Source organism: Kribbella catacumbae DSM 19601 (genome assembly GCF_000372465.1).
GTDB lineage: Bacteria > Actinomycetota > Actinomycetes > Propionibacteriales > Kribbellaceae > Kribbella > Kribbella catacumbae.
The window spans coordinates 1-12,350 of the sequence record NZ_AQUZ01000077.1 but is presented as its reverse complement, the minus strand read 5'-3'; the positions used below and the strand labels follow the sequence as shown (position 1 = coordinate 12,350).

Here is a 12,350-nt window from a genome sequence, read left to right as displayed (position 1 = left end):
GCTCCGATCAGTGGGCGGTACGTGATCAGATCCGGCCCCAGAGTGCGGGGACGTTCGGCGGTTCCCATCCGGTCAGCGAGGTGTGGCCTTGGATGCACTTGTAGGTGACGCCGTTGTAGGACACCAGGGAGCCGGTCGCGTACGCCGTGTTCGGGGCCCACGGGGTTGCCGTCGGAGGGGTGGTCGGCGGTGTGGTGGGAGGTGTCGTCGGGGGAGTCGTGGGCGGAGTGGTCGGCGGCGTCGTGGGTGGCGTCGTCGGCGGTGTGGTTGGCGGGGTCGTGGTGGGGGGACCGCTGCAGCCAGGGGTTTCCGCGTTGACCGAGTTGATGACCGCGTTGAACAGCGTGACGCCCGGGTCGAGTGCCTCGAGGGAGTACATCATCGCGCCGGCCAGCCCGTTGCAGTGCTGGTAGTCGGCCTTCTCCTTGATCGAGCGGGCGTTGTCGCCGGACCAGAAGGTGCCGTTGCGGTAGAACCACGAGGCCTTGGTCGCCTCGTCGTAGTACGTGTGGCTCGGGTTGTCGACGAAGCCGGTCAGTTCCTTGTAGAAGGAGACGCCGGGCACATTGCCGCTCAGGGCGCTACCGTCAGCCGGGGCGGTCGCCGTCTGGTACTTGCCGTTGGCCGTGGCCGGAACGCCCTTCCAACCCCTGTAGTAGAAGGGATATCCGATCGTCAGCTTGTTCGCCGGGAAGCCGCCCGGAATCCCGTACGCCGGGTCGCCGGTGGTCCACGCTTTGATGGCACCGTCGATGGAGTACTTCTTGGTGCCCGGTGGGATCGGGTTGCTCGGGTCGTTCGGTGCCTGGTACAGCGGGTCCTGGAAGTTCGTCGGACCGGTCGCCTCCCAGCCGCCGTGCATGTCGTACGTCATCACGTTGTTGTAGTCGAGGTACTGGCCGAGCTTGTCGGTCTCGATCGTCGCGATCTTGTCCTGGCCGGCCGGGGTGGCCGCGGTCAGCCACACCTTCTTGCCGGTGCTGCTGCCGAACGCGTCTAGCTGACGGCGGAACTCGGCGAGCAGCAGGGTGAAGTTCTGCTTGTCCGCCGCGCTGTAGTGGTTGCCGACGTGACCGCCCGGCGAGCCCGGGTACTCCCAGTCGATGTCGATGCCGTCGAAGATGCCGGCCGCGGTACCGGGACCGCCGAAGCCGTCCATCACCGGCAGGTCGCCCTTGATGAACATGTTCACGCAGGAAGTGACCAGGGCCTTGCGCTTGGCGTCGGTGGCGGCCGCGTCAGAGAAGTACTTCGAGTAGGTCCAGCCGCCGAGCGAGATCAGGATCTTCAGGTTCGGCTGCTTGGCCTTCAGCTTCTTCAGTTGGTTGAAGTTGCCCTGGATCGGCTGGTTCCAGACGTCGCCGACGCCGTCGACGCTGATGTCCGCGCCGTACGACTTGCCGTAGTCGGCGAACGCGTCGCCCGCGCCGTCGCCGGCGTTCGGGTTGTTCTCGTCCTGGGACGCGGCCTTGTTGGCCATGAAGCAGGTGTGGCTGGTCGGGTGGATGTTCGCGAACGCGTAGTTGAGGAAGTCGAGCTTGCTCGCGACTCCGGTGGTGATCAGGTTCTTGGGATAGAACGCGTTCTGGTAGATGCCCCACTGGGTGAAGTAGGCCGTCTTCACGCCACCACTGGTAGCGGCGGCCTGGGCGTTGGGCAGGGCATTGGCCTGGGCGTTGGGGGCGGGCGGTCCGGCAGTGGCGACCGAGATGCCGGCGACGGCGATCAGGGCACTTGCGGCCACTGTGGCCGCGGCAGCGACGCTGCGCATTCGACTCATGGGGCGGTCCTCCGGTAGGAGCTGAGCGTGCACGGTTTGTCCAGCAGATGTCCACGAGTGGACGACTTCTGAGCGTTCTGAGAAAAACTTAGTTAAGGACGCTTCGAAACGAACCGTAACTCTTTGCCGCGCGCTGGTCGCCGGGTCGCGCTGGCGGATTGCCGCTGGTGACGGATATCCGACAGTTCTCCACAGGCTTTCGATTCGTTTCGGCGCAAGCCCGAAACGACGGCACCTTCTAAGGCATGGACAATCTTTCTTCGATGCCGGCGCCGGCCGTGCTGCTGGCCACCGCCGACGAGCTGCTACTGGACGACCTGCTCCGCCTCGCCGCAGCCGCGGAAGTGACGCCGCGGGTGGAGAACGACCTGCTCGGTCTGCGCCGCAACTGGCAGACCGCCGTCCTCGTCGTGGTCGGCCACGACCTGGTCGAGCCACTAGCCCGAACCCAGCCGGTACGCCGATCAGGCGTGGTCGTGGCCGGCGTGGACAGAGGCGACTCTGACGCGTATCGGCAGGCGCTCGCCATCGGCGCGGAAGGGGTTTTCGCGCTACCCGATGAAGAGGCGGAGCTTGGCGACAAGCTGGCCGATGCGCTGGACGGCGGGGTCCGGTCGGCCGTCACTCTGGCTTTCGTCGGTGGCTGTGGTGGGGCGGGCGCGACCACATTGGCCGCGGCCGTTGCCGTGACCGCCAGCCGGCGCGGCCTGCGCTGCATGCTGATCGACGGCGATCCGTTGGGTGGCGGCATCGATCTGGTGCTGGGGACCGAGACCGATGAGGGATCGCGGTGGCCGAGGTTGCTGAATGCGGCTGGTCGCGTCAGCGCGGGCGCGTTGCGATCCGCCCTGCCATTGGTCGACGGTCTGGCGGTGTTGTCGTGGGATCGGTCTGACGTGACGGCCTTGCCACCAGAGGCGATGAGGTCGGTGCTCAGTGCGGCTCAACGCAGTAGCGATCTGGTCGTGGTCGATCTACCGCGCCGGCCGGATCCTGCCGCGGAGGAGGCCTTTGTCCGCGCGACATCGACGCTGGTGGTGGTTCCCCGCGATGTGCGTTCCTGCGCCGCGGCCGCTCGGCTGGTGGCGCCGCTGCGTGAGGTCGCACATGACCTGCGCGTGGTGGCGCGCGAGCCTGGGCTGAACGGCTTGTCCGCTCTCGACGTCGCGGATCATCTGTCGTTGCCGCTGGCCGCCAAGCTCGGGTTCGAGCGGGATCTGCCGTCCTTGCTGGACGAGGGACGCTTCGATCCACGGCCGCGGAGTGGGCTGGGTCGCGCGGCGAACGACGTACTGGAGCTGTTTGGTCTGCAGGGATTGCTGGCGGCATGAACGTCTCGACCGAGCTTCTCGAACGGGTCCGCGGAATCCTTGCTGCCCAGGGATCTGAGCCCACACCGGCCCGAGTCGCGGCGGCGCTGCGGGCAGACGGTGGCGTCTTCGGTGACTCGACGGTGCTCGCCGTCGTGGCTGCATTGCGTCGGGAGGCGTTGGGTGCCGGCCCGCTTGATGGCTTGCTGTCCGAGCCGGGGATCACCGACATCCTGGTGAACGGACCCAACCAGGTCTATGTCGATCGCGGCTCGGGACTCGAACGCATCGCCCTCCGCACCGGCGACGAACCGGCCGTCCGACGGCTGGCCACTCGTCTCGCCGCGGCCGCCGGTCGCCGCCTCGACGACGCGACGCCCTACGTTGACGTTCGCCTTCCCGACGGGACCCGCTTCCACGCCGTCCTGTCCCCGATTGCCGCTCCTGGGACGTGTCTGTCTCTCCGGGTACCTTCGCGAAAGGTCTTCACCCTCGACGAACTTGTCGCCGCCGGCTCCCTCCCCGCCGGCGGAGCGCCCGTACTGCGCGATCTCCTGCACGCGCGCATCGCCTTTCTGATCAGCGGCGGTACTGGCACCGGCAAGACGACTCTGCTCAACTCCCTGCTGTCGTTGGCCGATCCCGCGGAACGTCTCGTCCTGGTTGAAGATGCCAGCGAGCTCCGCCCTGACCATCCCCACGTCATCCGCCTGGAGGCCCGGCCACCCAACGTCGAAGGCGCGGGCGAGATCTCCCTGCGCGACCTCGTCCGTCAAGCGTTGCGGATGCGCCCCGATCGCTTGGTTGTCGGCGAAGTCCGCGGCGCTGAGGTCGTGGATCTCCTCAGCGCGCTGAACACCGGCCACGAAGGTGGCTGCGGCACCGTCCACGCCAACTCGGCCGCTGACATCCCGGCCCGGCTGGAGGCCCTCGGCGCGCTGGCAGGCTTGACGAGGGAGGCCCTCCACAGCCAGATCTCCTCGGCCCTGCATGCGGTGATCCACCTGACGCGCACTCCATCCGGCATTCGCAGGATCTCGGAGATCCGGGCCATCACTCGCTCCCCCAGCGGGCAGGCGATCACCGTGCCCGCGATCGAGTTCACTCCCACTGGTCCGCCCAGGCTCCACCAGGCCGCGGCCCTCTTCGCTCGTCACCTCCCCGGAGCAGCCTGATGCAAGCCCTCACCGCACTACTGGTCCTGATCACAGTCATGGCTCTGCTGCCGAATCCTTCTCGGGCCCTCCATCGCCTCAACTCGCCCGCGTCGCGGCCTTCCGTTGGTGGCAGTGACCTTGCACGGTCGGCCGGGCGGCGGCTCGGAGTGATCTTCGCGATTGTTGCCGTAGGCATCTTGGTGTCGGCGTCGACCGGTCCGGCTGTGGTGGTGACTGCTCTGGCAGTCGGGGTTGTCGCGATGGTGGTCGTCGGTCAGCGGGCACGCGCTTTGCGACGACGAACTGCTGCGGCGAGACGGGCCACGGTGATCGAAGCCTGCGACGTACTGGCGGCGGAGCTGGCCGCCGGCCGTCCACCGGCAGCGGCGCTGGAAGGGGCGGCAACGGTCTGCCCGGATCTGAAGGTCGCCTCGGCAGCGGCCAAGCTGGGCGGGGATGTTCCTGCTCTTCTCGAACTCATCGCCGAATCACCAGGGGCTGAAGGGTTGCGGGCACTCGCGGCGGCCTGGCGTGTTGCGGATGAGTCCGGCGCGGCCTTCGCTCTCCTCACCGAGCGGTTGGCGGATTCGCTGCGCGCCGACGAAACCATCCGCCGTCAGATCACCACCGGTCTCGCCGGCACCCGAGCAACCGCACGTCTGCTGGCCGTCCTGCCGGTCTTTGGCACAGCCCTCGGCTATGCGATCGGTGCCGACCCGCTCGCTTTCCTGACCAACACTCCACCCGGCTGGCTCTGCCTTGCCCTCGGCCTGACCCTGACCATCCTCGGCCTCCGCTGGACCGACGCCCAAACCAGACCGCCCTGGGAATCCCGCCACCGCGCCAACCAGCGGGCCTGACTGTGAACTCAACCCCTGGTGTGCTGTTCTCTGCGCTGGCCGCGGCCTTCGCGGTCGTGCTCTTCCTCCCCAGCCCTCCCGGGCGACGACGCCTGGGAAGGCATCGTCCTTTCCTCAACAATCGCTGGCCATTCAGCCTCGTGCGGGAGCAGCCATCCTCCACTCGTCGCCTTCACCGCGCGGCTGCAACTGCCGCCGCGGCCGGCGTACTCCTGCTGCTAGGTCTCCCCATCGGTTTGATCCCCGCAGTTGTCGTCTTCCTCGGCACTCCGCTAGTGCTCAGCCGACTAGAGCCCGCGGCCGCACGGCAACGGACAGCCCAGCTCATCGCCGACCTCCCCCTGGCAGTGGACCTGCTAGCGGCGTGCCTCCGGGCCGGCCGTCCGCCTCAGGCCGCCATCGGCGTGGTCGGCAAGTCTCTTGGCGGTCCACTCGCAGACCTCCTCATCGAGGTCGAACGCCGCATGAATCTCGGAGCCGATCCGATCGACGCATGGTCCTGCCTCCTCAAGGAGCCGGCCTGCGCCGCCTTCGCCCGCGCTACCCAACGAGCTCTCCGCTCCGGCGCGCCACTCGCGAAGATCCTCGAACATCAGGCCGACGACACCCGCCAGACCCGCCACTGGACCGCCGAAGAGCAAGCCCGCGCGGTCGAGTCACGCTCCGTCGTGCCGCTCGGCCTCTGCTTCCTCCCGGCCTTCGTCCTGCTGGGCATCGTGCCCACCATCGCCAGTTCGCTGTCCGGCCTCCTCAGCTTCCTAGGCTGAGGGCTGTTCCTTGAACTGCTCCAACGCCGGCGCAACGGTCGTCGCGATGAACTGCATGACCCGGTACTCGCAGACCCCCGCGATGGAGAACGGGTCGGTGCCCGCTAGTTCCTCGATCGCAGCTCGATCACTGCCAACAGCGATGATCACACCGCCGTCCCGAGGCTCCTTGCGACCCGACGCCACGAACACTCCCGCTTCGTACTGCGCCTTCACCCACGTCAGGTGATCGCTGATGAACTCGTCGACGCGTTCCAGTGGGGCGGTGTAGGTCAGCTCTAGGACAAACATGCCGATCACGCTAGCCCGGAGTGCCGGCTTGCTCTGTACTGGGTTCGGCTGCTGCGAGCAGAGCCTCCGCCGCGGAGGTGCGCGCATACAGCACAACTCGTCCGAGCCGGTGTGGCGTGACGAGTCCACCTGCTCGGAGCGCGCTCAGGTGCTGCGAGACGCCGCCAGCTGTCAGCCCGGTGTGCGCCGCCAGTTCCGTCGTCGACCGCGGTGTGTCCAGCCGCGTCAGTACTTCGGCCCGTGACCGACCCAGTACTGCGGTGACACCGGCTGAGGTCGTCCGCACCGGATCGCTCCAGAGCGTGGCTACTCCGCGAGCCGGATAGGTCAGCGTCGGCTGCCAAGGCGGAATGGTGCTCGAGTACACCGTCGGCCACACGAAAGCGGATGGTGTCATCAGCAGCCCCTCGCCGGCCAGCAGCCGAACGCCTTTGAAGCGCCGATGCCTGATCTGCAAAGACCCGTCGCGCCACCTCACTGTGTCGGCAAGATCATCGAAGAGCCCGGCATGACCAGCCTGGCCGAGTTTCCGCCCGCGGTAGAGCAGATCGCCTTCGAGTAGAGCGCGGATTCGCCCCCAATGCGGTGACAGCGCCAGATCCCAGTACGCCTGCAGTTGCTCGACGAGTCGCACGACGCCGCCCTGCGGATCGGAGTACAGGCTGGAGATCTCGGCGGTTGGCATGTCGTTCGCGGTTGTGCGCCGCCTGCGTCGGGGGAGGGAGGCCTCCGCGAGGGAGCCGATGGGGTTCCTCCGTGCGTAGGCGAGTACGTCGAGATCCGCCCGGATCTGGTCTGCGGGGACTCTGCGCAGCGCGCTCAGGTCCGTGGTCAGGTCGGGCACCGGGGTTTGGGCTGGCGGGGTGAGGAAGTCGGCGAGGTACCAGACGCGGGGATCGACCAGGTCGAAGAGCAGGCCGAGATCGACGCCGGATCGGTTGATCCGCTCGGTTGTGGTCTGCGCCCAGGGCCGGTGGAACGTCTGCGAACGCGGGGTCTTGAGCAGCCGGATGCTCGCGACCACCTCCCACAGCGGCGAAACCGCGAGCCTGGTGCGGGCGAGGTCCTCCACGGTGAAGGTGATCGTCAACATCCGGCCGCCTTGGTCGATTTAGCTGAGGCTAAATCATTGTAAGAGGTGTCGGCCGCCCGGCGACCATGCGCAGTACGCGAGCGTCGATCAGAAGGAGTGGCGGTATGAGCTTTCAAACGACGCAGTTTCAGTCGACGATGGAGATCGGTGAGCTGGAGGTGCACAGGCTCGGATTCGGTGCGATGCGGCTGACCGGCTTCCGGCCGGCTGAGGACCGCACGGAGGCGATCCGGGTAGCGCGGCGGGCGGTGGAGCTGGGCGTCACCTTCATTGACACCGCCGACGCGTACGGCATCGGCGCCAACGAGGAGTTGCTGGCCGAGGCGCTGCATCCGTACGCCGACGACGTGGTGATCGCCACGAAGGTCGGTCACACGCGCCCGTCGCCGAGCGAGTGGAAGCCGCTCGGGCGGCCGGAGTACCTGAAGCAGGCGACGGAGTTGTCGCTGCGCCGCCTGAAGGTCGAGCGGATCGACTTGCTGCAGTTGCATCGAATCGATCCGACCGTGCCGTACCAGGATCAGCTCGGTGCACTGGCGCAACTGCAGGCCGAAGGCAAGGTTCGGCATCTCGGACTGTCGGAGGTGACTGTCGCGCAGCTGGAAGAGGCGCGGCAGGTGATCGACGTGGTCAGTGTGCAGAACCGGTACAACCTGACCGACCGGGAGCATGACCCGGTGCTCGATCATTGCTCTGAGCAAGGAATTGCGTTCGTGCCGTGGCTTCCGGTCGCGAACGGCGGTCACGCGACTTCCTCGCAACTGCTGGCCGACATCGCGGCCGAGCTGGATGCGACTCCTACCCAGGTCTCGTTGGCGTGGTTGCTGCATCGATCGCCTGTGATGGTGCCGATTCCCGGGACGAAGTCGGCCGAGCATTTGCAGGAGAATGTCGAGGCCGCCGAGCTCCGGTTGTCCGCGAAGCAGCTGGATCGGTTGCTGAAGGTCTAGTTGTCCCCAGGTTGAAAACTCCTTCTCTGCAAGGGCTCTGACGACGGCACCTTGTCAGTAAGCCGATCCGGAACAGCCGGGTGGCAGATCAGGAGGTTCGACATGTCCAAGGCGCTGGTACCCGCTCGCCGGACCCGCAAGCACACCGAACGCGGCGCCGCCACCGCGGAGTACGCCGTCACCATCGTCGCGGCCTGCGGTCTCAGTGGCATCCTCATCGCGCTGATGAAGTCCCCCGCGATGATGTCTTTGCTCAAGGCAATCATCAACTATGCGCTGAAGGCCGCCGGCGTGGACGGCGTACAGATCTGACCGGTCCAAGCCCTCCGGCCGCGGCGCCTCCCCTCGCCGCCGCGGCCGGCCCACTCCGATCGGAAGGACCTGCCTCATGCGAAGCCCACACCGCAGACGATCCGCCCATGGCGCGATCACGGCCGAGGTCGCCTTCGTCCTCCCCGTCCTGCTCGCCGTCCTGGCCCTTGGCCTTTGGCTGGTAGGAACCGTCATCACCAACATCCGCTGCCTAGACGCCGCCCGAGACACAGCCCGAGCCGCCGCCCGCGGCGAACCTTTGGAAACAGCCCGCCAACTTGGCCAACGCACTGCCCCACCAGGCGCCACCATCACCATCACCCAAACCGGCTCAACCATCCGCGTCCTGGTAAAGGCCCGCCCACCAACCCCACCCGGCCTCCTGAAGGCCTTACCTCACCCCACTCCCGAAGCCACCGCCACCCTCGAAACAGAACCATCCACGATCACACCCCCACCCGTCTTCGCCACCACGCCCACCAATGGCTAGCCACCAACCGCAGCCGCGGCGCGGGCTGATGCTCCCGGTCAGCTCACCCACCACAGGTCTCCGAGCGACCGGCGACCGCGGTAGCGCGAGCTTGCTGGCGGTTGGGTTTGCGGTGGTCTTGCTGGGTGGTTGCCTGGTTGGTGTGTTGTGGGCAGCGGTGTCGATCGGCCACCACCGGGCAGACGCTGCTGCGGATCTCGTTGCCCTCAGCGCGGCTCAGGTACAGCAGACCGCACCAGGCGACGCCTGCACTACCGCCAGACGAATCGCGGACGCACAACAGGTCGAGCTGCGACTCTGCCAACAGTCCGACGATTCGGTCGCGGTCGTAGTCGCGGTGCCCCTTCACCTGGGCGCCCTTGGCACGCCGGTGGTAACAGGAGAAGCGCGAGCCGGACCAATAGAAGGAGGACACTGGCCAGGTGACGGATAACTCGACTCACCTCCTCGTCATAGATGCGGCCAACGTCGTCGGCTCCCGCCCCGACGGCTGGTGGCGCGACCGAGCCGGCGCGGCTCGACGCCTACTCACCAGCCTCAAGTCCCTCGCATCCCAGCTCAACGACCCCACCGAGGTAGCCGTAGTACTAGAGGGAGCCGCAAAGTCCGCAGTCGAAAGCGAATCAGACCCCAACTTCGCCGAACTCCAGATAATCCTGGCCCCCGGCTCAGGCGACGACGCCATCGTCGATCTGGTCGCCGAAGCCGTTGCCGCAGACAACAACCGCCAGATCACCGTCATCACCGCCGACCGCGGCCTCCGAGCCCGAGTAGAACCCCTAGGCGCCCAAACCACAGGCCCCACCTGGCTCTGGACCCACCTAGGAACCTGACCACTCCCAGCCCACCATCACACCAGTGGTGGGTCTCCAAGATCCTGCAGGTGTTGGGTCTCGTTCAGTGACACAACCTGATGGCTGAAGTGGGTGTCGTTGCGGACGAGAGTGGTGATACTGCCTGAAGTCAGTGGAAAGAAGCCCCGGTCCGTCGACGTCATCGGCATGCCGATCCAAGCAGCGATCAGATAGCTCGACGCGGACCCGTGAGACACCACTACCTGGTTCGCGACCGGTCGACGGAGGATGTCATCGAGAGCCGGGTACAGGCGTTCGACCAAAGCCATTCGTGTCTCCGCGCCAGCCGGTCCGTCGTGGTGGCCGAGTCGATCGCCGTACTCCGGAAGTGGGATGCGGTGCTCAGCGAGCCACGCCTGGGGACGCCCGTCAGCCTCACCGTTGGACCTCTCGCGAAGCCGCGCATCAGTCTGAACCTCGACGACGAACCTCCGAGCAATTAGTTCCGCCGTTTGGCTGGCTCGCTTCAGATCAGAGGAGTAGACCTCAACCGGCTGAACCCCGACCCTGCTCGCCAGCACCTCAACGATCCGTTCGGCCTGCAGGCGCCCACGAGCCGTCAGTTCCGAGTCATGCCAGCCTCCCACGACCCCGTCAACATGATGCTGTGCCTCAGGATGCGTAACGAGATAGATGCGCCTCATGCCCCCTCCTTCGCCCCACCTTCGCAGTCTCAGAGCCTCTCACGAGTCAGCACGCTCCGTTCGCCGCGCGGACTGGCAGGGCATGCGGAAGAAAGCCACTTGACTCCGAGCTTCGGGTCATGGCCGCCGCCGAAGAGCTCGCACGATCGCTCGGCACAGACCCCAATCACACCGTCGCGGCAGCAGCGATGGACACTGCGGGCAGGATTTACACCGCGGTGAACGTGGTTCATTTCACCGGCGGCCCGTGCGCGCAGCTTGTCGCCTGGGGCGTCGCAGCCGCAGCGGATGCTGGACCCTTGCTGACGATGGCAGCAGCAGGCGACCGCAGTCGCGGGCTCATTCCACCGTGCGGCCGCTGCCGCCAGGTGATGCTCGATCTTCACCCCGATCTGCGCGTAGCGGTGCCGACCGACGACGGGCCAGTGATGCGGCCAGTTCGAAGACTGCTGCCAGATTCCTCTTTCGTCCCAGACGCGGTGGCCAGGCGGGTGATGCGCTTCAACAAGCGGTACTACGAAGCCGTCATATCCGGAGAAAAGACAGTGACTGTCTGCTGGGACGATCCCATCACGATCGGGCTCGCGATTTTCGTCTTCGAAGATCATCCGGAGAGCGCCCGGATCGATGGGGAGGTCCTCACCATCGATCGTCACAGGCTGGACGGCCTGACCGCCGAGCAAGCGAAGATGCCTGCCGGCGCAGACGTCGCTGCACTCATCTCCGGGCTCAAGACTCACTACCCAGACATGCCACACAACGCGATGGTCGATGTCATCACCTTCACTACCGCGCAGCACCCGTAAGCCAACCCTGCAACGGACACCACCGGCTGGCCCCAAATCCACAGCGCGGACTGCACCCCGCCGTCTCACAGAGGTATCCGCTGACTGGTCCAGCGCAGTCCAGGTGCAAGTGACCCTCGACGACCTTGGCCGCAACGGCGAGGCGAGAGCCGTCTGCCCTTCCTCGTAGCTGCACCGCGCCAGGTAGCACCCCAGGGTGAGGGCAGCGGACAGCGGGCAGCGGGCAGAGGGGCATGGCGAGGAGCCTCGGGCGAGCCGAGGGCTAGCGAGCGGCCGGTAGCCGGGCGGCCAGTGGGCTGCAGGCTGACAGGTTCGCGTGGCTTTGGCTCGCGGTGATGTGGTGGGGGCTGCGGGCGGGTCGTGTTGGTGCCGGGCGGCCAGTGGGCTGCAGGCTGCAGCCCGCCTGGCACTGGCTCGCGGCGATGCGCTGCGGGCGGTGGGCGGGTCGCGCTGGCGGCTGGTGGGCCGCGGGTGGGTGTTACGGGCCTGCGGAGGGGGTGTTGTTGTCGCCCCAGGGGTCGAGGAGTGCGACCGCTTCTGGGGTGAGCCAGGATAGGCTTCCAGTACCGGCCTGCGGCTTGGGGTGCGGGGTGGGTGGGGAGAAGAACCGGCCGGGATGTTCGTGGTCCAAGGCGCTGCCGGACCCGGTAGAGGGTGGGCCGAAGTAGCGGGACAGGTTGGTGAGGTTGGCCAGGTCGGTGGGGTTGGTGGGGGTGGGGTTGGTCCAGCCCGGGCGGGTGACGTGGACGACGCCTCGGGTGATGGTGATGGTCCAGTGGCCGGCGTGGACGGCGCGGTGGTGGGCGGCGCAGAGCAGCGCGAGGTTCTGGATGGCGGTGGGGCCGCCGTCGATCACGTGGATCAGGTGGTGGGCGTGGCATTGCCACGGTGGGGCTTTGCAGATGACGCAGCCCTTGTCGCGTCTCATCAGGGCGCGGCGGATGGCGCGGGTGACGTAGCGCTGTTCCGTGCCGACGTCGAGGGGTTGGGAGTCGGAGCCGAGGACGATGGGGAGGATGGCGGCGTCGCAGGCCAG

15 protein-coding genes are annotated in these 12,350 nt (G+C 67.0%); 10 read left to right on the top strand and 5 right to left on the bottom strand.

Going from position 1 to position 12,350, the window contains the following annotated elements:
- Nucleotides 1–25: 25 nt before the first annotated feature.
- Nucleotides 26–1,780, bottom strand: a complete 1,755-nt coding sequence (locus A3ES_RS50280) for a glycosyl hydrolase family 18 protein (protein ID WP_157631035.1) — start codon at nucleotides 1,778–1,780, stop codon at nucleotides 26–28.
- Nucleotides 1,781–2,025: 245 nt separating this feature from the next.
- Between A3ES_RS50280 and ssd the strand changes: the two genes are divergently transcribed.
- The 4 genes from ssd to A3ES_RS0141640 all read left to right on the top strand — a co-directional run bounded on the left by ssd (nucleotide 2,026) and on the right by A3ES_RS0141640 (nucleotide 5,874).
- Nucleotides 2,026–3,111 carry a septum site-determining protein Ssd gene (gene ssd, locus A3ES_RS0141655; protein WP_157631034.1) on the top strand — a complete coding sequence of 362 codons (1,086 nt, stop codon included), beginning with the start codon at nucleotides 2,026–2,028 and terminating at the stop codon, nucleotides 3,109–3,111.
- The gene (locus A3ES_RS0141650; RefSeq protein ID WP_020392782.1) at nucleotides 3,108–4,265 is read left to right on the top strand and encodes a TadA family conjugal transfer-associated ATPase; all 1,158 of its coding nucleotides are present in this window, start codon (nucleotides 3,108–3,110) and stop codon (nucleotides 4,263–4,265) included. The genes ssd and A3ES_RS0141650 overlap by 4 nt, the downstream gene beginning before the upstream one ends.
- Nucleotides 4,265–5,107 (top strand): type II secretion system F family protein, encoded by an 843-nt coding sequence (locus A3ES_RS51965; RefSeq protein WP_020392781.1) that lies wholly within the window; start codon nucleotides 4,265–4,267, stop codon nucleotides 5,105–5,107. Before A3ES_RS0141650 ends, A3ES_RS51965 begins: the two co-directional genes overlap by 1 nt.
- A 140-nt stretch (nucleotides 5,108–5,247) precedes the next feature.
- Entirely contained in the window at nucleotides 5,248–5,874 is a 627-nt protein-coding gene (locus A3ES_RS0141640) for a type II secretion system F family protein (protein WP_157631033.1), read from the top strand.
- Here A3ES_RS0141640 and A3ES_RS0141635 read toward each other — a convergent pair.
- Nucleotides 5,866–6,165, bottom strand: coding sequence for a YciI family protein (locus tag A3ES_RS0141635; protein WP_020392779.1), 300 nt, complete (start codon nucleotides 6,163–6,165; stop codon nucleotides 5,866–5,868). The genes A3ES_RS0141640 and A3ES_RS0141635 overlap by 9 nt on opposite strands.
- Before the next feature lie 10 nt (nucleotides 6,166–6,175).
- Complete coding sequence (locus A3ES_RS0141630; protein WP_020392778.1) at nucleotides 6,176–7,258, bottom strand: ArsR/SmtB family transcription factor; 1,083 nt, start codon at nucleotides 7,256–7,258, stop codon at nucleotides 6,176–6,178.
- 104 nt (nucleotides 7,259–7,362) lie between these two features.
- On the opposite strand from A3ES_RS0141630, the gene A3ES_RS0141625 reads away from it, so the two are divergent.
- The 5 genes from A3ES_RS0141625 to A3ES_RS0141610 all read left to right on the top strand — a co-directional run bounded on the left by A3ES_RS0141625 (nucleotide 7,363) and on the right by A3ES_RS0141610 (nucleotide 9,843).
- Nucleotides 7,363–8,208: an aldo/keto reductase gene (locus tag A3ES_RS0141625; RefSeq protein WP_020392777.1), complete on the top strand. Its 846-nt coding sequence runs from the start codon at nucleotides 7,363–7,365 to the stop codon at nucleotides 8,206–8,208.
- Nucleotides 8,209–8,310: 102 nt separating this feature from the next.
- Nucleotides 8,311–8,520 carry a DUF4244 domain-containing protein gene (locus A3ES_RS0141620; RefSeq protein ID WP_020392776.1) on the top strand — a complete coding sequence of 70 codons (210 nt, stop codon included), beginning with the start codon at nucleotides 8,311–8,313 and terminating at the stop codon, nucleotides 8,518–8,520.
- 76 nt (nucleotides 8,521–8,596) lie between these two features.
- Nucleotides 8,597–9,010: a TadE family type IV pilus minor pilin gene (locus A3ES_RS54705; protein ID WP_157631032.1), complete on the top strand. Its 414-nt coding sequence runs from the start codon at nucleotides 8,597–8,599 to the stop codon at nucleotides 9,008–9,010.
- Nucleotides 9,003–9,443 carry an Rv3654c family TadE-like protein gene (locus A3ES_RS57345; protein ID WP_083934033.1) on the top strand — a complete coding sequence of 147 codons (441 nt, stop codon included), beginning with the start codon at nucleotides 9,003–9,005 and terminating at the stop codon, nucleotides 9,441–9,443. Before A3ES_RS54705 ends, A3ES_RS57345 begins: the two co-directional genes overlap by 8 nt.
- Complete coding sequence (locus tag A3ES_RS0141610) at nucleotides 9,433–9,843, top strand: hypothetical protein (RefSeq protein WP_020392774.1); 411 nt, start codon at nucleotides 9,433–9,435, stop codon at nucleotides 9,841–9,843. Before A3ES_RS57345 ends, A3ES_RS0141610 begins: the two co-directional genes overlap by 11 nt.
- A gap of 17 nt (nucleotides 9,844–9,860) precedes the next feature.
- On the opposite strand, the gene A3ES_RS0141605 is transcribed toward A3ES_RS0141610, so the two are convergent.
- The gene (locus A3ES_RS0141605) at nucleotides 9,861–10,508 is read right to left on the bottom strand and encodes a histidine phosphatase family protein (RefSeq protein WP_020392773.1); all 648 of its coding nucleotides are present in this window, start codon (nucleotides 10,506–10,508) and stop codon (nucleotides 9,861–9,863) included.
- Nucleotides 10,509–10,627: 119 nt separating this feature from the next.
- Here A3ES_RS0141605 and A3ES_RS55795 point away from each other — a divergent pair, with 119 nt between their 5' ends.
- Nucleotides 10,628–11,314 carry an ASCH domain-containing protein gene (locus A3ES_RS55795; RefSeq protein ID WP_020392772.1) on the top strand — a complete coding sequence of 229 codons (687 nt, stop codon included), beginning with the start codon at nucleotides 10,628–10,630 and terminating at the stop codon, nucleotides 11,312–11,314.
- 478 nt (nucleotides 11,315–11,792) lie between these two features.
- On the opposite strand, the gene A3ES_RS50265 is transcribed toward A3ES_RS55795, so the two are convergent.
- Nucleotides 11,793–12,350, bottom strand: a 558-nt coding sequence (locus tag A3ES_RS50265; RefSeq protein WP_040456893.1) for an HNH endonuclease, incomplete at its 5' end; no start/stop codon positions are given.

Coding starts and splice junctions, on each gene's coding strand:
- A3ES_RS50280 (WP_157631035.1), bottom strand. CDS start 1,780: ATGAGTCGAATGCGCAGCGTCGCTGCCGCGGCCACAGTGGCCGCAAGT.
- ssd (WP_157631034.1), top strand. CDS start 2,026: ATGGACAATCTTTCTTCGATGCCGGCGCCGGCCGTGCTGCTGGCCACC.
- A3ES_RS0141650 (WP_020392782.1), top strand. CDS start 3,108: ATGAACGTCTCGACCGAGCTTCTCGAACGGGTCCGCGGAATCCTTGCT.
- A3ES_RS51965 (WP_020392781.1), top strand. CDS start 4,265: ATGCAAGCCCTCACCGCACTACTGGTCCTGATCACAGTCATGGCTCTG.
- A3ES_RS0141635 (WP_020392779.1), bottom strand. CDS start 6,165: ATGTTTGTCCTAGAGCTGACCTACACCGCCCCACTGGAACGCGTCGAC.
- A3ES_RS0141630 (WP_020392778.1), bottom strand. CDS start 7,258: ATGTTGACGATCACCTTCACCGTGGAGGACCTCGCCCGCACCAGGCTC.
- A3ES_RS0141625 (WP_020392777.1), top strand. CDS start 7,363: ATGAGCTTTCAAACGACGCAGTTTCAGTCGACGATGGAGATCGGTGAG.
- A3ES_RS0141620 (WP_020392776.1), top strand. CDS start 8,311: ATGTCCAAGGCGCTGGTACCCGCTCGCCGGACCCGCAAGCACACCGAA.
- A3ES_RS54705 (WP_157631032.1), top strand. CDS start 8,597: ATGCGAAGCCCACACCGCAGACGATCCGCCCATGGCGCGATCACGGCC.
- A3ES_RS57345 (WP_083934033.1), top strand. CDS start 9,003: ATGGCTAGCCACCAACCGCAGCCGCGGCGCGGGCTGATGCTCCCGGTC.
- A3ES_RS0141605 (WP_020392773.1), bottom strand. CDS start 10,508: ATGAGGCGCATCTATCTCGTTACGCATCCTGAGGCACAGCATCATGTT.
- A3ES_RS55795 (WP_020392772.1), top strand. CDS start 10,628: ATGGCCGCCGCCGAAGAGCTCGCACGATCGCTCGGCACAGACCCCAAT.